We start from the raw sequence: 17553 nt of genomic DNA, 5'->3' as shown, positions 1-17553 counted from the left end.
ATGAAGCGGTGACTATAACCACGGCTGTATATAAATACAGCCATGACGAATGCCGCGAATCTGGACGGTGCGGTGCTATCCATCGCGAATGAATTCGCTCCTGCCTCAGCCACGCGCGCGCTAGCCGTACCCTGCGACCTGCGCCGAGTTTCGATATACTCCCCGGCTTTCCCTCGCAAGCCTCCACAGGTGATTTTTTCGTGAGCCAGAACAAGCCTGCCGTGCGCACCTTCCAGGACCTGATCCTGGCCCTGCAGAACTACTGGGCCGAGCAGGGCTGCGTGGTGCTGCAACCCTACGACATGGAAGTGGGCGCCGGCACCTTCCACACCGCCACCTTCCTGCGCGCCATCGGCCCGGAGACCTGGAACGCCGCCTACGTGCAGCCTTCGCGTCGCCCGACCGATGGCCGCTATGGCGAAAACCCCAACCGCCTGCAGCACTATTACCAGTTCCAGGTGGTCCTCAAGCCCAACCCGGAGAACTTCCAGGAGCTGTACCTGGGTTCGCTCAAGGCCATCGGCCTCGACCCGGAAGTGCACGACATCCGCTTCGTCGAGGACAACTGGGAATCGCCGACCCTCGGCGCCTGGGGCCTGGGCTGGGAAATCTGGCTCAACGGCATGGAAGTCACCCAGTTCACCTACTTCCAGCAGGTTGGTGGCATCGAGTGCTACCCGGTGACCGGCGAGATCACCTACGGCCTGGAGCGCCTGGCCATGTACCTGCAGGGCGTTGATTCGGTCTACGACCTGATCTGGACCGACGGCCCGTTCGGCACCGTGACCTACGGCGACGTGTTCCATCAGAACGAGGTGGAGCAGTCCACCTACAACTTCGAACACGCCAACGTCGAGAAGCTGTTCGAACTGTTCGACTTCTACGAGAGCGAAGCCAACCGCCTGATCGAGTTGGAGCTGCCGCTGCCGACCTACGAGATGGTGCTCAAGGCCTCGCACACCTTCAACCTGCTCGACGCCCGCCGCGCCATCTCGGTGACCGCGCGCCAGCAGTACATCCTGCGCGTACGCACCCTGGCGCGCGCCGTAGCGCAGAGCTACCTGCAGGCACGCGCCAAGCTCGGCTTCCCCATGGCCACCCCCGAACTGCGTGAAGAAGTACTGGCCAAGCTGGAGGCGCAAGCATGAGTGCACAAGATTTCCTGGTCGAACTGGGCACCGAAGAGCTGCCACCCAAAGCCCTGAAAAGCCTCGGTGAGGCCTTCCTCAAAGGCATCGAGAAAGGTCTGAAGACCGCCGGCCTGGGCTACACCGCCAGCCGCGTATACGCCGCGCCGCGCCGCCTGGCAGTGCTGATCGAGCAACTCGAAGAACAACAGGCCGACCGCAGCATGAACCTCGACGGCCCGCCCCTGCAGGCCGCCTTCGATGCCGACGGCAACCCGACCCAGGCCGCCTTGGGCTTCGCCCGCAAGTGCGGGGTGGATATCGCCGAGATTGACCGCAGCGGCCCGAAACTGCGCTTCGCCCAGCACATCCCCGGCCAGCCAGCGGTGAAGCTGCTGCCGACCATCGTGCAGGACTCGCTGAACGACCTGCCGATTCCCAAGCGCATGCGCTGGGCCGCCCGGCGCGACGAGTTCGTGCGCCCGACCCAGTGGCTGGTGATGCTGTTCGGCGACGCTGTGGTCGACTGCGAAATCCTCGCGCAGAAGGCCGATCGCGTGTCCCGTGGCCATCGCTTCCATGCCAACCGCGAAGTGCGCATCAGCAGCCCGGCGAACTACGCCGAAGACCTGCGCAGCGCCTATGTGCTGGCCGACTTCGCCGAGCGCCGCGAGATCATCAGCCGCCGCGTCGACGAACTGGCCGCCGCCGAGCAGGGCACGGCTATCGTGCCGCCAGCGCTGCTGGATGAAGTCACCGCCCTGGTCGAATGGCCGGTGCCGCTGGTCTGCTCGTTCGAGGAACGTTTCCTCGAAGTGCCGCAGGAGGCGCTGATCAGCACCATGCAGGACAACCAGAAGTACTTCTGCCTGCTCGATGCGAACGGCAAGCTGCTGCCGCGCTTCATCACAGTGGCCAACGTCGAGTCCAAGGACCCGGCGCAGATCGTCTCCGGCAACGAGAAGGTCGTGCGTCCGCGCCTTACCGACGCCGAGTTCTTCTTCAAGCAGGACAAGAAGCAGAAGCTCGAAGGCTTCAACCAGCGCCTGGCCAACGTGGTGTTTCAGGCCCAGCTCGGTTCGGTATTCGACAAGGCCCAGCGCGTCTCTGCCCTGGCCGGCTTCATCGCCCGCGAAGTCGGTGGCGACGCCCAGCGCGCCGCCCGTGCCGGCCTGCTGTCCAAATGCGACCTGGCCACCGAGATGGTCGGCGAATTCCCCGAGATGCAGGGCATCGCCGGTTACTACTACGCGCTCAACGACGGTGAGCCGCAAGATGTCGCCCTGGCCCTGAACGAGCAGTACATGCCGCGCGGTGCCGGCGCTGAGCTGCCGAGCACCCTGACCGGTGCCGCAGTGGCCGTGGCCGACAAGCTCGACACCCTGGTCGGCATCTTCGGCATCGGCATGCTGCCGACCGGCTCGAAGGACCCCTACGCCCTGCGCCGCGCCGCCCTCGGCGTGCTGCGCATCCTGATCGAGAAGGGCCTGGACCTGAACCTGGCCGCTGCAGTCGACTTCGCCGTCGCCCAGTACGCCGGCAAGATCAAGACCGACGGCCTGGCCGCCCAGGTGCTGGAGTTCATCTTCGATCGCCTGCGTGCGCGCTACGAGGACGAAGGCATTGAAGTCGCCGTGTACCAGGCCGTGCGTGCGGTCAATCCGACCTCGCCGCTGGACTTCGACCAGCGCGTGCAGGCCGTACAGGCCTTTCGCAAGCTGCCGCAGGCCGCTGCCCTGGCCGCCGCCAACAAGCGCGTGTCGAACCTGCTGAGCAAGGCCGAAGGTGGCGTCGCCGCCCAGGTCGAGGCGCACTACTTCGACAACCCCAGCGAGTTCGCCCTGCACGCTGCCATCCAGCAGGCCGACCATGCGGTACAACCGCTGGCCGCCGTCCGTCAGTACGACGAGGCGCTGGCCAAGCTGGCCAGCCTGCGCGAGCCGGTGGACGCCTTCTTCGAGGCGGTGCTGGTCAATGCCGAAGACGCGCGTGTGCGCGCCAACCGTTACGCCCTGCTGGCCCGTCTGCGCGGGCTGTTCCTCGGCGTTGCGGATATCTCGGTGCTGGGCTGACGCACAGCAGCGGCAAGCTACAAGCTTCAAGCGGCAAGCAGGCCGCTGTTGACTTGTAGCTTGCGGCTTGGAGCTTGCCGCTATGAAGTTACTCATCCTCGACCGCGACGGTGTCATCAACGAAGACTCCGACGCCTATATCAAGGCGCTCGACGAGTGGATTCCGATCCCGTCGTCGATCGCCGCCATTGCACGCCTGTCGCAAGCAGGCTGGACGGTGGCCGTGGCCACCAACCAGTCCGGCATCGCACGTGGCTATTACGACCTGGCGACCCTGGAGTCGATGCACGCGCGCCTGCGCCAGCTGGTGGCCGAGCAGGGCGGCGAAATCGGCCTGATCGTCCACTGCCCGCACGGGCCGGATGACGGCTGCGAGTGCCGCAAGCCAAAGGCTGGCATGCTCGAACAGATCGCTGCGCACTACGCCACGGATCTGAAAGGAATCTGGTTCGTCGGCGACAGCAGCGGTGACCTGCAGGCTGCACTGGCCGTCGATTGTCAGCCTGTGCTGGTAAAAACCGGCAAGGGCGAACGTACCCTGGCCAAGCCGTTGCCGCCAGGAACCCTGGTATTCGACGATCTGGCGGCTGTCGCCGATCGACTGCTCTCATAAGGTGCGAAGCTTCATGGCGATCCTGCAGGCTTTAAGAGTCACGCTTTTCTACCTGCTGCTGTCGTCCAGCTCGTTCTTCTGGTGCCTGATCAGCCTGGTGGTCGCCCCCTTGCTGCCGTTCCGCCAACGCTACCGCTTCGTCGTCCAGGCCTGGTGCAGCTGCGCGGTGTGGCTGGCCAGGGTGATCGTCGGCATCCGCTATGAAGTGCGCGGGTTGGAGAATATCCCGCAGCGCCCCTGCGTGATCCTCGCCAACCACCAGAGCACCTGGGAGACCTTCTTCCTCTCCGCCTATTTCGAACCACTCAGCCAGGTGGTCAAGCGCGAGTTGCTACGCGTGCCGTTCTTTGGCTGGGGCATGGCGCTGCTCAAGCCCATCGCCATTGACCGCAGCAACCCCAAGGCTGCGCTCAAGCAACTGGCCAAGCAGGGCGATGAGCGCCTCAAGCAGGGCGCCTGGGTGCTGGTGTTTCCCGAAGGCACGCGCATTCCACCGGGGCAGATCGGCAAGTTCTCCCGTGGCGGCACGGCACTGGCGGTGAATGCCGGCCTGCCAGTGCTGCCCATCGCGCACAACGCCGGCGAATTCTGGCCCAAGGCCGGCTGGGGCAAGCGCTCGGGCACCATCGAAGTGATCATCGGCGCACCGATGTATGCCGAAGGCGAGGGGCCTCGTGCCATTGCCGAACTCAACGAGCGCGCCTTCCAGTGGGTCTGCCAGCAGCAGACCGAACTGCGCGGTGAAGAGCCTCAGCTGAGCCGCCTGGGCGAAATGGCCTGATCTGTGGATAAGCTGTGCATCAAATACAATCAAAGCGCCATCACTGATTTTATCTAGCTGATTTTTAAGGCGAAATAGCCGTGCTAGGAAAAATCCTCAACAGGGTATAAGTTGTCGCGTGGCGCTTCTGTCGAGAACCCAACGGGGCTCACCTCCGCCGAGGTACGTATGCCAGAACGCATCAGCCCCCGGCACGCATTGATATAAGCCTCGACGCGCGCACAGTCTCGCTCGCGACGATGGCCGATGATTGGATCAGTAAAGGGAATTCACTGCCATGCCGTCGATCTACCAGCTCAAACCCGCCTTCCAGAACCTGCTGCGCCCCGGTGTCGAGCGTTTGTATGCGCGCGGCGTCACCGCCAACCAGGTGACCCTGGCCGCCGCGCTCGTCTCGGTGCTGCTCGGCGCCCTGCTCGCCGCCTTTAGCCATATCATCTGGCTGTTCGCACTGACTCCTGTGTGGATGCTGCTGCGCATGGCGCTCAATGCCGTCGACGGCATGCTCGCGCGCGAGTTCGGCCAGCAGTCGAAGCTCGGCGCCTACCTCAACGAGCTCTGCGACGTGATTGCCGACAGCGCCCTGTATCTGCCCTTCGCCCTGCTGCCTGGCGTCTCGCCGCTGCTGGTGGTCCTGGTGGTGGTGATGGCCGTGATCAGCGAATACGCCGGCGTGCTCGGGCCCATGGTCGGCGCCTCCCGCCGCTATGACGGGCCGATGGGCAAGAGCGACCGCGCCTTCTGCTTCGGTGTGATCGGTGCAGGCGTCGCCACGGGCCTGCTGCCTGTCTTGTGGATCAACCTGGCGCTGGCGCTGATCCTCGCCCTGCTGCTCTATACCCTCTACAACCGCGTTCGCCTCGGGCTGGCCGAAACGGCCTGACCCATTCAAGGAATAAGGAGATTCCATGCGCCCCGTCCAACTGCATACCTTTGCCACCCACGACGGCGTCGAGCTGAGCTATCGCCACTGGCCGGCGACGGTGCCCGCAGACGGCTCTCGCCAGGCGGTGGTGCTGTTCCATCGCGGCCATGAGCATGGCGGGCGCATGGCCCATCTGGTGGACGAGCTGGAGCTGCCGCACTGCGACTTCTTCGCCTGGGATGCCCGTGGCCATGGCCTCTCGCCTGGCGCGCGCGGCGACAGCCCGAGCTTCGCCACCAGCGTGCGCGACGTGCAGACCTTTATCGAGCATATCGGCGCGCAACACGGCATCGCCGAAGAGGACCTGGCGGTGGTGGCGCAGAGCGTCGGCGCGGTGATCGTCTCCACCTGGGCCCATGACTACGCGCCCAAGGTGCGCTGCCTGGTGCTCGCCTCGCCGGCCTTCAAGGTCAAGCTCTACGTGCCCTTCGCCCGACCCGGCCTGAAACTGCTGCATGCCTGGCGCGGCAATTTCTTCGTCAACAGCTACGTGAAGGCGAGGTTCCTCAGCCACGATCCCGAGCGCATCGCCTCTTTCGAAAACGACGCGCTGATCGCCCGGCCAATCTCGGTGACCATGCTGCTCGGCCTGTACGAGGCGGCCGAGCGCGTCGTCGCCGACGCTCAGGCGATTCAGGTTCCGACCCAGCTGCTGATCTCCGGCGCCGACTTCGTCGTCCATCGCAAACCGCAGGAAGACTTCTTCGAGCGCCTCGGCAGCCTGCGCAAGGAAAAGCACCTGCTGCCCGGCTTCTTCCACGACACTCTTGGCGAGCGCGACCGCGCCCATGCCCTGAGCCGCGCGCGGCGTTTCATCCTGCGCAACTTCGAGGAGCCGGTGACGCGCCCCTCGCTGCTCGATGCTGATCGCCTGGGCGCCACCTGCGCCGAAGCCGAGGAACTGGCCGCGCCACTGCCGAGAAACTCGCTGCGCGACCTCTACTGGCGCGCCACCCGTGCCGGCATGCGCCTGGGCAGCACGCTGTCGGCCGGGGTGAAACTGGGCTTCGACACCGGCTTCGATTCCGGCAGTACGCTCGATTATGTCTACCGCAACCAACCGACCGGCAAGGGCGCACTGGGCCGGCTGATCGATGCGAACTACCTGGATTCCATCGGCTGGCGTGGCATCCGCCAACGCAAGCTGCACGCCGAAGAGTTGTTGCGCCTGGCCATGGCCCGGCTGCGCGAGACGGGCAGGGCGGTGCGCATCGTCGATATCGCCGCCGGCCACGGCCGCTACATCCTCGAATCGCTGGAGGGCCAGCAGCAGCGCCCCGATTCGATCCTGCTGCGCGACTATAGCGACATCAACGTGCGTGACGGCAATGCGCTGATCGAGCAGAAGGGCCTGGGCGACATCGCCCGCTTCGTCAAAGGCGATGCCTTCGACCGTGACGATCTCGCTGCGCTGGATCCCAAGCCGACCCTGGCGGTGGTGTCCGGCCTGTATGAACTGTTCGGCAGCAACCAGATGGTCAGCGATTCGCTGGCCGGGCTGGCCGCAGCGGTCGAGGAGGGTGGTTATCTGGTCTACACCGGCCAGCCCTGGCACCCGCAACTGGAGCTGATCGCCCGCGCCCTGACCAGCCACCGCGATGGTCAGGCCTGGGTGATGCGCCGGCGCAGCCAGGCGGAGATGGATCAGCTGGTGGAAGCGGCGGGCTTTCGCAAGGTGGCGCAGCGCATCGACCAGTGGGGTATCTTCAGCGTATCCCTTGCCCAACGGGTGAAGTGATGGACAACACGCGCGAACAGGGATTGTACAAGCGCGGCGTACTCTGGCTGCTGTTGCTCGGCCCGCTGTTCTTCGCCAGCTACGGCTTCGCCAACTGGTTCACTGGGCAGCGCGATGATGTCGGCAGCCTGGTCTTCGCCTGGGAGCCACAGATCCCGCTCTGGCCCTGGACCATCGTGCCGTACTGGTCGATCGACCTGCTCTACGGCCTGTCCTTCCTGCTGCCAGCCTGCCGCCGCGAAATGGATCGCCACGCCCTGCGCCTGCTCGCTGCGCAGGTCATCTGCGTGGCCTGCTTCCTGCTCTGGCCGCTGCGCTTCACCTTCGAGCGGCCGCCGCTGGACGGCACCTTCGGCCTGATGTTCGACGTACTGATGGGCTTCGACAAACCCTTCAACCAGGCGCCTTCGCTGCATATCACCCTGCTGGTGATCATCTGGGCGATGTTCGCCAATCACACCCGCGGGCTGTTCTGGCGTGGCCTGCTGCACGGGTGGATGGCGCTGATCGGCATCTCCGTGCTGACTACTTGGCAGCATCACTTCATCGACCTGCCCACCGGGGCGCTGGCGGGCTTCTTCTGCCTGTGGCTGCTGCCGCTGCAGGGCGATACGCCGCTGAAGCAGATGTGCCTGGCCAGCGATCCCCGGCGTTGGCGCCTGGCGCTGCGCTATGGGCTTGGCGCAACGCTATGCGCCGTGCTGGCAGTCAAGCTGGGCGGCGCCTGGCTGTGGCTGTTCTGGCCGTTCGTTGCCCTGGTCATGGTCGCGCTCAACTACCTGCTGTTCGGCGCTGGCGGCTTCCAGAAGCAGGCCGACGGGCGCCTCAGCCCGGCCGCGACGGTGTTGCTCGCACCCTATCTGCTCGGTGCCTGGATCAATTCAAGGCTATGGACATACCGCCAGCCAGCGCCGAGCCAGGTCGTGGAGGGCATCGACCTCGGCCGCCTGCCGGGCCCGGGTGATCTCGATGGCTACGCCGCCGTGGTCGATCTGTGCGCCGAACTGCCGCTGCTGCACACACCGAGCGCCTACTGCAGCCTGCCCTCGCTGGACCTGGTGGCGCCCGATGCGCTGACCTGCCAGCGCGCCGCCGAGGCCATCGAACGCCTGCGCCAGAGCGGCCCGCTGTTGGTGTGCTGCGCCCTGGGTTATTCGCGCAGTGCCACAGCCGTGGCCGCCTGGCTGCTACATAGCGGCCGCTGCCAGAGCGTCGAGTCCGCCGTAGAGCTGATCCGCCAGGCGCGGCCACAGGTCGTGCTCGGCCCGCAGCATCTGGCTGCGCTGCAGGCCATGCTCGACGTGGGCGCTGAACTGGAGGTCGCCCATGCAGGCTGATCTGCTGCTGGTCGCCGCGCTGCTACGACGCGGGCGCAGCCTCGACCAATTTTCCGGCGCGCTGAGTCTGGTCGCCGTGGTCTTCGGCCTGGCGCCTTGGCTCGGCGCCCCGGCAAGCCTGATGATGGCGCTCATCTGCGCAGCGCTGCTGATTGCCGGCCTGGCCGAGAAATACTGGGCGCTGCGCGTGGCGCTGGATGCCGAACTGTTTCAGCGCCTGGCCGAATCCGGCGAACAGCTCGACAGCCAGACTCATGCGCTGGATCAGGCGCTACAGAATCTGGGCCTGCAGAATGCGCAGCAGGCTGGCCGCGATTGGAGCCTGCGAGCTCAGGGTGCGCTCGGCCTGCTGCGCAAACAGGCGCTGTGTCTGCTGCTGCAGGTCGCAATCGTTGTGCTCGGAATCTTCATCGTTTTCGCTTAAGGAGTCGCCATGCTCGCTGCATTGACCGCTTTCGCCATCACCTCGGCAGCTCGCCTGCTGACCGGTGCCCGAGCCCTGTGGCTCGGCAGCACCGCGCAGGCGACGCAACGCCTGTACTACGCCAACCACAGCAGCCATGGCGATTTCGTCCTGCTCTGGGCATCGCTGCCGCCGGAGCTGCGCAAGCGCACCCGGCCGGTGGCCGGCGCCGACTACTGGCAGAAGCCGGGCGTACGCAGCTTCCTGATCAATAACGTATTCAACGGCGTGCTGGTCGACCGCGAGCGCAAGGAAGGCGCCAACCCACTGCAGGCGATGCTCGATGCGCTGGATGGCGGCGACTCGCTGATCATCTTCCCCGAGGGCACGCGCAACCTCGGCGACGAGCCGCTGCTGCCGTTCAAGAGTGGTCTCTATCACCTGGCCCAGGCGCGCCCCGACGTGGAGCTGGTACCGGTGTGGATCGCCAACCTGAATCGGGTGATGCCTAAGGGCCGCGCGCTGCCGCTGCCTCTACTGTGCACCCTGAGTTTCGGCGCAGCGCTGGAGCGCATCGAGGGCGAGGGCAAAGACGCCTTCCTGGAACGCGCGCGTAACGCCCTGCTGGCCCTGGCACCCGAGGAGGCCTGAGATGGATAACAACACTTTACTGCTGTTCGCCGGTATCGGTGCCCTGCTCCTGCTGGCCAGCCTGGTCGGCTTCGTCCTCAAGCGACGCAGTGGCGACCGACCCAACCCGGTGGTGGACAACCTCAACGCGCGGATCAACGCCTGGTGGGTGATGGTGCTGGTAATCGGCATCGCCTTCCTGTTCGGCAACATTGGCGTGGTCGTGCTGTTCTACTTCGTGTCCTTCTACGCCCTGCGCGAATTCATGACGCTGACACCGACCCGGCGCAGCGACTATCCGGCGCTGGTCGCGGCCTTCTATTTCGCCCTGCCGATGCAGTACCTGCTGATCGCCCTGGATTGGTACGGCCTGTTCGCTATCTTCATCCCGGTCTATCTGTTCCTGCTGCTGCCGATCCTCGCCTCGCTGGGCGGTGATACCACGCGCTACCTCGAACGCGCGGCCAAGGTGCAATGGGGCTTGATGATCGCCGTGTACTGCATCTCCTCGGTACCGGCGCTGCTGACCCTGGACATCCCCGGCTACGAGGGGCGCAACCTGCTGCTGATCGCCTGGCTGATCATCGTTGTGCAGCTCTCCGACGTGCTGCAGTACGTATGCGGCAAGCTGTTCGGCAAGCATAAGATCGCGCCCAACCTGTCACCGTCGAAAACCGTGGAAGGCTTTATCGGCGGCGTGGCCCTGGCAACGCTGATCGGCGCCACCCTGTGCTGGATCACCCCCTTCGCCTTCTGGCAGGCCGCGCTGTTCGCCCTGCTGGTGTGCCTGCTCGGCTTCGCCGGCGGCCTGGTGATGTCGGCGATCAAGCGCGACCGCGGCGTGAAGGACTGGGGCCATATGATCGAGGGCCACGGCGGTATGCTCGACCGTCTCGACTCGGTGTGCTTCGCCGCACCGGTGTTCTTCCATATGGTGCGTTACTGGTGGGCCTGAGCCTAGGCCAGCACGGGGATTGTGGATTGCACTAGAGTCAACTCAAGCCAGAGAACAAGAAGGCTGACATGATCGCCCACACCCAGACACTGTTCGGAGCCGTCGCACTGGTCGCCGTGATCATGGGCAGTTGTCTGATCCTGGTCGGCCAGCTGCGTCACCGCGACGGCATGCTCACCACCGGATTGGGCATGCTCTCCCATGCGCTGGCCTACATCGGCTTTACCCTGTTCGGGCTGGCCTCGATGTGGCTGACCTATGTGCTGGCCAACACGCTGCTGTCCACCGCGCTGGCGTTCTATACGGTCAGCCTGCCGCTGATCCACGGCCGGCGCCCGCCCTGGCGGCTGGCCTTTGCCTTCCCGCTGCTTCTGGGTGTGCTGCTCAGCCTGCTGATCGAGACCCAGGAACCCCGACAACTGGTGGCCTGCCTGCTGCTGTTCAGCCAATGTCTGGTGATTCTGCACCTGAGCCGCCTCCATGCCGTGCTCGGCGGGCGCGCCCACCGAATTCTGATGATCGGTGCAGGCATCAGCCTGTTCGGCCTGGGCATCCGCGTGGTGGTCATCCTCAGCGGCGCGCCGGCGGAGATGCACTACGACGTCAGCAACCTGAAGCAGACGGTATCGGTCGCCCTCGGCGCCGCCACCATCATCATGTTCTCCTTCGGCCTGGTGCTGCTGTCGCGCGAGCGCATCGAATCGGAGCTGCGCCAGACCGCCCTGCGCGACACGCTTACCGGATTGCCCAATCGCCTGGCGATACTCGAACAACTCAGCGATGAGCTGGAGCGAGCCCGCCGCCAGCACACGCCGCTGTCCATCGCCATGCTCGATCTGGACCACTTCAAGCAGATCAACGACAGCCACGGCCATCTGGTCGGCGATGACGTGCTCAGGCACTGCGCGGACCATCTGCAGCAACGGCTGCGGCGTAATGACAGCATCGGCCGTTATGGTGGTGAGGAATTCCTGCTGATCCTGCCCGGCACCGACGCCAGCGGCGCGCTGGAGCTGGTCGATCAGCTTCGCCAATCCCTGACCCAGCACCCGGCACAGATTGACGACAGGCACATCGCCTTGAGCTTTAGCGCCGGTGTTTACGGCAGCAGCAGCTCCGTCGCCGATGACATCACCGCCATGCTGCTCAAGGCCGACACCGCGCTCTATCGCGCCAAGCACGCCGGGCGTAATACACAGGTTCTGGCCACGGCGGACTGATAGGAGGGGCTCGGATTTACGGGCAGACCTGAGTCATGCCTGGCTACCAGCGTTCAGCGTCGCCCGGCTTTTCTGCAGGCAACAAAAAACCCGCCGAAGCGGGTTTTTTAAGACCTTCCGACATCCTGTCGTTTGCCTTCCTGGCGCGGTCTGTCTTCCGTGACTCGGGACATCCAGTTCCCGGTAGGTGTGAGTAGATTAACCAGCCCACGGACGCGGCGGGAGAGGTCCGTTGCGCTTCGGCATGTAAGCCTTTTGCCATAGCGGCACTCGCGAAAAACCATGATCTGAGCCTGACGCTAATTAGAAGGCAGCTTTACTCGTCCACAAACACGCCACATAGATCGATCACGAATCGCGCAGGTTGCGCCTCTCCTGCCGCTACGACGATAAGTACCGAACGATTGGCGTCTCGACCATTAACGCATTGTACGTACAGAGCAAGATTTCCTTGCTTATACGCGGGCGTATCGCCCGGAAAATCCATATGTTTTCTTGCGCCAGGAATCAGACCTACCAGCGCATCTGCCTGCCGCTCACCGAGTTCCGATAAATACTGGACCTGCTGGTTATCGAAGAGCACTGGTCCGAAATCTGGCACATCTAACATTGAGCTGAACACATAGAAATCGCTTTCAGCACCATCGAATAGTCGTTTTTTATTTTTAACTAGATCACTCATGCTTCAAGAATAAGCTTTTTTATCTCCAAATTTTGATACTCTACTGCACTATCTGTGCGCCGCATTTGGTGTTACGCAAGAGCACCGATACTCTGAAGAGGTTTGTGTCTAACTTCCTTACAAGTCCTCCTCATGGACTAGTCCTTGGACAAAATTAGTAAAACTGGAACAAATTACCGTTTCTGATTTTTTTTGATTCTCTTCAAAGCTGAGCTCGGCGTAAAAATTATCAGTCGTAAAATAGCTAACCAGCCCAGAGTCTACATTTAGGCAAAAATAATTCCCCCCCCAGTCGTTAGCAAAGGGAAGTAGATTCTCAGGAATCACCTGTTTATCTCTCATTGAAAGGTAAGTTGATAGCAGATTCGATGGAGAATCGGAAATTGGCTTGAAAGATGCGACCTCTAAAGGCTCTTCAATTTCCGCACCAACCCAATACGTGCGATCAGGAACGCCACCATTATATTTAAGATAATGAGTCCTAAACTCATCAGGCAATTTTTTTCCAACCTTAGCTTCAAAACTATTCAGCTGCGCCAGATCGACTGAAGCTTCAGTATTAGAGAAAATATTTTCATTCATGACCAACCCTCACTTATCAACAACGCCCGACTTTAGATCTAGGAATCTTATTAGCAAGCCATCCTTTCTTTGAAGATACCAAAATTGCTTCAGCGCTTTCGTACTTTACCTTGAAATTTTTTTCATACTGGGACACAGACCCTGCATGAGGGAATGTTGCCTCATGAGCAGAGGTCTTAACCAATTGCATCGTGGTGGTACCAGTTTTCGGGTTAAAGTCATCAACATGGTGCCAGGTGTAACCCGTTGCCGCTTTCTTAGAAATACCAGCCTCTTTAAATGCTTGAGTGAAATCGCGCCCGCGACTTCCCTGCATTTTGATAACCACAATATTCTTTTGTGAGCCGACTGTGGGGAATAAATCACTACTCCCAGTAAAGTCTACCCCTGTGAGGGCCCACCCCCACGGATCCACCCACCCATACGGCTCCGGTGCGTACTGGAACAGGTTGATCCCACCCGCCAACCCAATCGGATCCGGGCTGATAAACCTTCCGATATCCGGATCGTAGAACCTGAAGGTGTTGTAGTGCAGCCCGGTTTCGCGGTCCAGGTACTGGCCCTGGAAGCGCAGGTTCTGCTCTTCGACAAAGAAGCTTTCCTGCTGTTCGGCCAGGGTGTTGCCCCAGACCTGGTAGCGGGCCTGCCAGATGCAGCGGCCGTCGTCTTCAGTGAGTTGCTGCGGTAACCCGTTTGGATCGGTGTGGTAATAGCGCAGGCGGGCGTGTTCGCCCTGGCCGTCGACGCGCGCCAGCGGGTCGTAGCTGCCTTCGTCGTAGAGGTAAAGGCTATGTCGACCGTTGCGGGTCTCGCTGAGCAGGCGCATGCCGTCCCAGGTGAAGTCGGTCTGGCCGAGCAGCACGCCGTGGGCATCGTAGTGGCTTTTGCCGATACGCCGGCCGAGCGGGTCGTAGTGCATGACCACGCGGCTGCCGTCGTTGTTGGTGACTTCCCGCACGCGGTGTTCGGCGTCGTAGCTCAGGCGCTGCACCTGGTGACGGCCGCTGCGTTTTTCCACCAGGCGGCCAAAGGCGTCGTAGCGGTAGCGCTTGTCCTGGTAGGTGAGCAGTTTGTTGTGGCGCACCCAGCCGCTGCTGGCAGCATCGCCACCAACCGGGTGCAGCAGGTTGGCAGCCGCGTCGTAGCTGTAGGTTTCCAGATTGCCGCGAATCAGGTCCTGGCTGGCGATGATGCGCCCGCTGGCATCGTAGTGCAGCTGCTGCTTCTGTTCGCGCTGGCTGGCCGGGTCGCGGTCGAGGCGGCCGATCAGGTTGTCGCTGGGATCAAAGGCGTAGCGCCGCTCGGCTTCGGCCGGCAGCTGCACGGGTTGCTCCAGGCGCCGACGCAGGCGTGCGGTGAGGCGTCCGGTTCGGTCGTACTGGCTACGGGTAACGAGCTGCCCCTGGGTGCGCAGCACCTCGCGATGCAGACGGTCACGCTCGAAGCGGCTGACCAGTTGATCATCCAGGTTGAGCAACTGCAGGTGACCGCTGCCGTAGTACAGGCGGCGGATACGGCGCTGGTCAGGCAGTTGCGTTTCCAGCAGGTTGCCGAGCTCATCGTAGGCATGCTGCAGGGCGCCGGCGGCGCTCTGCTCGCTGAGCAACTGGCCAAGGGCGTCGTAGGCGAAGGCCAGCGACTGCATCTGACCATCAGCCGCAGTGAGGTCGACCCCCGTCAGGCGATCGAGCGGGTCATAGCTGTATTCGGTGCGACCGTCTTCGGTGTGCTTGGCGATCATCCGGCCAGCGGCATCGCGCTCGAAGCGGTGGATGATCGGCGCCGGCGGCGTCTCGGGGACACTGCCCAGGCCCGTGCCGTATGGGGCTGGGGTATAGGCCAGGGCAATGAGGTTGCCCTGCGGGTCATAGCGGTAATGCCGAGCGCTGTCGTCTAGATCGTGCTGGGCGGTGAGGCGGTCGAGCACGTCCCAGGTGAAGCGGTAGCGTTCGTCGTTCTCGTTGCTCAGGGCGAGCAGGCGACCATAGGCGTCGTATTCGAAGCCGACGCTGCGGCCCAGGGCATCGATGCGCTGGCGAACCTGACCACGGCGGTCATAGCGATAGCGCACGGGCTTGCCGGCAGGATCGAGGTAGGCGCTGAGCTGGCCGATGGCGTCGCGTTGAAACTCCTCGCAACGGCCATCAGCCAGTTGCGTCTGCAGCAAGCGCCCCTGGCTGTCGTAGTGGTAGCGGGTGATCTCGCCGAGGGCATCGGTGATCTGCACCAGGTTGCCGCGCTCGTCGTAGGCGAAGCGCGTGGGGTAGCCGGAGCAGTCGACCTGTTCGGTGAGCTGGCCGAGGGCGTTCCAGCGCAGGGTCTTGCGCTTGCCGCTAGCGTCGATGATTTCCACCGGCAGACCGCTGGTGTCGTAGCGATAGCGGGTGACATGGCCCAGCGGGTCGATCTCGGCGATGCAGTTGCCGCGCTTGTCGTAGCGGTACTGCCAGGCATTGCCGGCAGCGTCGGTCTCGGCTTCCGGCAGCGACCAGTGGCCAAGCCACTGGGTGAAGTCGCGACGCCCCAGCGGGTCGTGGGTTTCGCAAAGGTTGCCGGATTCATCATAGGCGAATTGCCAACGCGCGCCGTCCGGAGCGACGGCGGCCAGCAGCTGGCGCTCGTCATTCCATTCGAACAGCCAGAGCTGGCCGAGGGCATCGTGATAGCGGGTGATCTGGTACTGGCTGTTCCAGTGGCGTTCGCTGGTGCGACCAAGGCCGTCAATGACCCGGGTGATGCCCGCATCCAGATCGTAATGCAGATGGTATTCGTCGCCGTCGGCGGTCCAGTGCCGTGTCACCCGCCATTCGCGGCCATCGGCACCCTGAAACTCGCCCCATTCGTAGAAGCAGCGCAGGCCTGTGGGACGCCGATGCTCGATCAGACGGCGGCCGCTGTCGTAGACGAAGCGACGCAGCAATTGGCCCTTGTCGTCGCGGACTTCACTGAGATCGCCCTGTGCGTCATAGGCGTAGGCGACCAGCACCTCGCGCCGCTCATCGGCGAACAGGCGCTCGACCCGGCCAAGGCGCTGCGGGTGGCGGGCGTCGGCAATCAGTTCGATGCCCAGCTGGTTATGGCCATCACGCACGGCAGACAGCCGGCCAGCGGAGTCGTATTCGAGCAGCAGGCGGTTGTCGTTGCGATCACCCAGCTTGCTCAGGCGCAGCCGATGCGGCGCTTCAGGCAGAGGCTCGAACAGGCGGTAGAGACCATCGACGCTTTCCACCAGCAGCGCGCCGCTTTCATCGCGGCGGAAGTTCAGGCCTTCACCCGGGCTGTAGCAGGCATCGCCCGGCGGCAGGCTGCCGATCTCGATAGGGCGGCCCTGCTCGTCGATATAGGTCAGCGCTTCGCCACCCTCCGGATGGGCGCGTACCTGCACGGCGATCTCGAACGGCAGGCTCCAGCCAGCCCCCAGCAAACCGTCACGACGCCCGTCACGACTGCTGTAGAAGCGCTGCCACTCGATGGGCATCAGCCCCGGCAGGACGAAGTCGAGGTCGTCGTCTTCGCCAAGCACCTTGGCCCCGGTGCTGGCGTGCACCGGGTTGGGTGCACCGCTGCTGGCCGAACCAAGAGCGTTGACGATGGAGTTGGTGGCATAGGCGGTCGCACCGCCCATGGCCATGTTGCCGGCGAAACCGGCGACCAGGCAGGGCAGCTTGCTGCACAGCTTGCGCGGGTTACCACGCAGCGCCATGAGCACGCCCAGGGCCAGGCCGATGCCGGGGGTCTTGCCGCTGCGAATCGGCTGCACCACCACGGCGTCACCACCGATGCGCACGTTCGGCGAGATGTTGCCGCTTTCCACCACCGTGGCTTCGCAGGTGCTGCGATCACCACTGCGCACCGCCGGCTGGCCTTCGATGCTGACCTTGATCGATCCTTCGGCCAGCAGTTGCACCGGCATCGGCGGGTGCTTCTTGCACTCGATGGCATCCAGCGGGCAGGGGATGACGCCAGGTGCCGGCTGGGCAACCGTCGGCTGCCACATCTCACTGAAGAAGCTCTTGGCCATGTCGAGAAAGCTGGGCTCAGGCTCCTCGGCGGGTGGTGCCTGCTCCAGCTCGGTGCCTGCCGGCGCAGCGGCGCTGCCCAGCTTGCCAGCGGCGCGCGCGGAAGGCAGGCCGTTGGTTTTGGTCTTGTTGGCGCCGGTAACGATCTTGGCCTGAACATTGGGCGGGGAGATGGCATTGCCCAGGCCTTCGCAGAGGGTCGTAAGACCCTTGTCCCAGCCGGTTTTGTTCATGCCGACCCCCACGGCGATACCTACTACTGCAGCGAGGGCAAAGCCACCGAGACCAAAGGTGAGGACGGTCAGGCCGGTGGCGGCGACCACGGCGGCACAGGCCACGGCGGTGATGGCGGCATAGGCAGCCACTTCCAGCACGCCGCCGACTATGTCGGCGAGCAATGTGGTGTGCAGCAGATCGTCGCCGAGCCGGGCGGCCCAGAGCGCATCAGACATCGCAGATCATCCGTTGA

At 63.5% G+C, this 17553-nt stretch carries 14 protein-coding genes; 11 read left to right on the top strand and 3 right to left on the bottom strand.

What is annotated here, in order from left to right:
* The first annotated feature begins 200 nt into the window (after positions 1-200).
* The 11 genes from glyQ (at position 201) to P3C50_RS13950 (ending at position 11801) form a co-directional block, all read left to right on the top strand.
* The gene (glyQ, locus tag P3C50_RS14000) at positions 201-1148 is read left to right on the top strand and encodes a glycine--tRNA ligase subunit alpha (RefSeq protein WP_197858744.1); all 948 of its coding nucleotides are present in this window, start codon (positions 201-203) and stop codon (positions 1146-1148) included.
* The gene (gene glyS / locus P3C50_RS13995) at positions 1145-3199 is read left to right on the top strand and encodes a glycine--tRNA ligase subunit beta (protein ID WP_275546467.1); all 2055 of its coding nucleotides are present in this window, start codon (positions 1145-1147) and stop codon (positions 3197-3199) included. The genes glyQ and glyS overlap by 4 nt, the downstream gene beginning before the upstream one ends.
* A gap of 82 nt (positions 3200-3281) precedes the next feature.
* A complete protein-coding gene (gene gmhB / locus P3C50_RS13990; RefSeq protein ID WP_197858742.1) occupies positions 3282-3812 on the top strand; it encodes a D-glycero-beta-D-manno-heptose 1,7-bisphosphate 7-phosphatase in 531 nt (176 codons plus the stop codon).
* 13 nt (positions 3813-3825) lie between these two features.
* Positions 3826-4593, top strand: a complete 768-nt coding sequence (locus tag P3C50_RS13985; protein ID WP_197858741.1) for a lysophospholipid acyltransferase family protein — start codon at positions 3826-3828, stop codon at positions 4591-4593.
* Between the two features lie 277 nt (positions 4594-4870).
* Entirely contained in the window at positions 4871-5476 is a 606-nt protein-coding gene (locus P3C50_RS13980) for a CDP-alcohol phosphatidyltransferase family protein (RefSeq protein ID WP_275546466.1), read from the top strand.
* Positions 5477-5501: 25 nt separating this feature from the next.
* A complete protein-coding gene (locus P3C50_RS13975) occupies positions 5502-7256 on the top strand; it encodes a bifunctional alpha/beta hydrolase/class I SAM-dependent methyltransferase (protein WP_275546465.1) in 1755 nt (584 codons plus the stop codon).
* Positions 7256-8593 (top strand): phosphatase PAP2/dual specificity phosphatase family protein, encoded by a 1338-nt coding sequence (locus P3C50_RS13970; RefSeq protein ID WP_275546464.1) that lies wholly within the window; start codon positions 7256-7258, stop codon positions 8591-8593. The genes P3C50_RS13975 and P3C50_RS13970 overlap by 1 nt, the downstream gene beginning before the upstream one ends.
* Entirely contained in the window at positions 8583-9017 is a 435-nt protein-coding gene (locus tag P3C50_RS13965) for a hypothetical protein (RefSeq protein ID WP_275546463.1), read from the top strand. The genes P3C50_RS13970 and P3C50_RS13965 overlap by 11 nt, the downstream gene beginning before the upstream one ends.
* A gap of 9 nt (positions 9018-9026) precedes the next feature.
* Complete coding sequence (locus tag P3C50_RS13960; protein WP_197858736.1) at positions 9027-9647, top strand: lysophospholipid acyltransferase family protein; 621 nt, start codon at positions 9027-9029, stop codon at positions 9645-9647.
* A 1-nt stretch (position 9648) separates the two neighbouring features.
* The gene (locus P3C50_RS13955) at positions 9649-10581 is read left to right on the top strand and encodes a phosphatidate cytidylyltransferase (RefSeq protein WP_275546462.1); all 933 of its coding nucleotides are present in this window, start codon (positions 9649-9651) and stop codon (positions 10579-10581) included.
* Between the two features lie 68 nt (positions 10582-10649).
* Positions 10650-11801, top strand: coding sequence for a GGDEF domain-containing protein (locus tag P3C50_RS13950; protein WP_275546461.1), 1152 nt, complete (start codon positions 10650-10652; stop codon positions 11799-11801).
* Between the two features lie 316 nt (positions 11802-12117).
* On the opposite strand, the gene P3C50_RS13945 is transcribed toward P3C50_RS13950, so the two are convergent.
* The 3 genes from P3C50_RS13945 to P3C50_RS13935 form a co-directional block, all read right to left on the bottom strand.
* Complete coding sequence (locus P3C50_RS13945) at positions 12118-12483, bottom strand: hypothetical protein (protein ID WP_275546460.1); 366 nt, start codon at positions 12481-12483, stop codon at positions 12118-12120.
* Positions 12484-12600: 117 nt separating this feature from the next.
* Positions 12601-13065 (bottom strand): SMI1/KNR4 family protein, encoded by a 465-nt coding sequence (locus tag P3C50_RS13940; RefSeq protein WP_275546459.1) that lies wholly within the window; start codon positions 13063-13065, stop codon positions 12601-12603.
* Positions 13066-13081: 16 nt separating this feature from the next.
* Positions 13082-17536 (bottom strand): RHS repeat-associated core domain-containing protein, encoded by a 4455-nt coding sequence (locus P3C50_RS13935; protein WP_275546458.1) that lies wholly within the window; start codon positions 17534-17536, stop codon positions 13082-13084.
* Between the last annotated feature and the right edge of the window lie 17 nt (positions 17537-17553).

Origin of the sequence: Pseudomonas sp. Marseille-Q0931, assembly GCF_940789645.1 — a bacterium.
In the GTDB taxonomy this organism is placed as follows: Bacteria; Pseudomonadota; Gammaproteobacteria; order Pseudomonadales; family Pseudomonadaceae; genus Aquipseudomonas.
This window is presented reverse-complemented; position numbering and strand designations above follow the sequence as displayed.

Excerpts from the sequence above, each read along its gene's own strand:
- glyS (WP_275546467.1), top strand. The coding sequence starts at position 1,145 with ATGAGTGCACAAGATTTCCTGGTCGAACTGGGCACCGAAGAGCTGCCA.
- gmhB (WP_197858742.1), top strand. The coding sequence starts at position 3,282 with ATGAAGTTACTCATCCTCGACCGCGACGGTGTCATCAACGAAGACTCC.
- P3C50_RS13985 (WP_197858741.1), top strand. The coding sequence starts at position 3,826 with ATGGCGATCCTGCAGGCTTTAAGAGTCACGCTTTTCTACCTGCTGCTG.
- P3C50_RS13980 (WP_275546466.1), top strand. The coding sequence starts at position 4,871 with ATGCCGTCGATCTACCAGCTCAAACCCGCCTTCCAGAACCTGCTGCGC.
- P3C50_RS13975 (WP_275546465.1), top strand. The coding sequence starts at position 5,502 with ATGCGCCCCGTCCAACTGCATACCTTTGCCACCCACGACGGCGTCGAG.
- P3C50_RS13970 (WP_275546464.1), top strand. The coding sequence starts at position 7,256 with ATGGACAACACGCGCGAACAGGGATTGTACAAGCGCGGCGTACTCTGG.
- P3C50_RS13965 (WP_275546463.1), top strand. The coding sequence starts at position 8,583 with ATGCAGGCTGATCTGCTGCTGGTCGCCGCGCTGCTACGACGCGGGCGC.
- P3C50_RS13960 (WP_197858736.1), top strand. The coding sequence starts at position 9,027 with ATGCTCGCTGCATTGACCGCTTTCGCCATCACCTCGGCAGCTCGCCTG.
- P3C50_RS13955 (WP_275546462.1), top strand. The coding sequence starts at position 9,649 with ATGGATAACAACACTTTACTGCTGTTCGCCGGTATCGGTGCCCTGCTC.
- P3C50_RS13950 (WP_275546461.1), top strand. The coding sequence starts at position 10,650 with ATGATCGCCCACACCCAGACACTGTTCGGAGCCGTCGCACTGGTCGCC.
- P3C50_RS13945 (WP_275546460.1), bottom strand. The coding sequence starts at position 12,483 with ATGAGTGATCTAGTTAAAAATAAAAAACGACTATTCGATGGTGCTGAA.
- P3C50_RS13940 (WP_275546459.1), bottom strand. The coding sequence starts at position 13,065 with ATGAATGAAAATATTTTCTCTAATACTGAAGCTTCAGTCGATCTGGCG.
- P3C50_RS13935 (WP_275546458.1), bottom strand. The coding sequence starts at position 17,536 with ATGTCTGATGCGCTCTGGGCCGCCCGGCTCGGCGACGATCTGCTGCAC.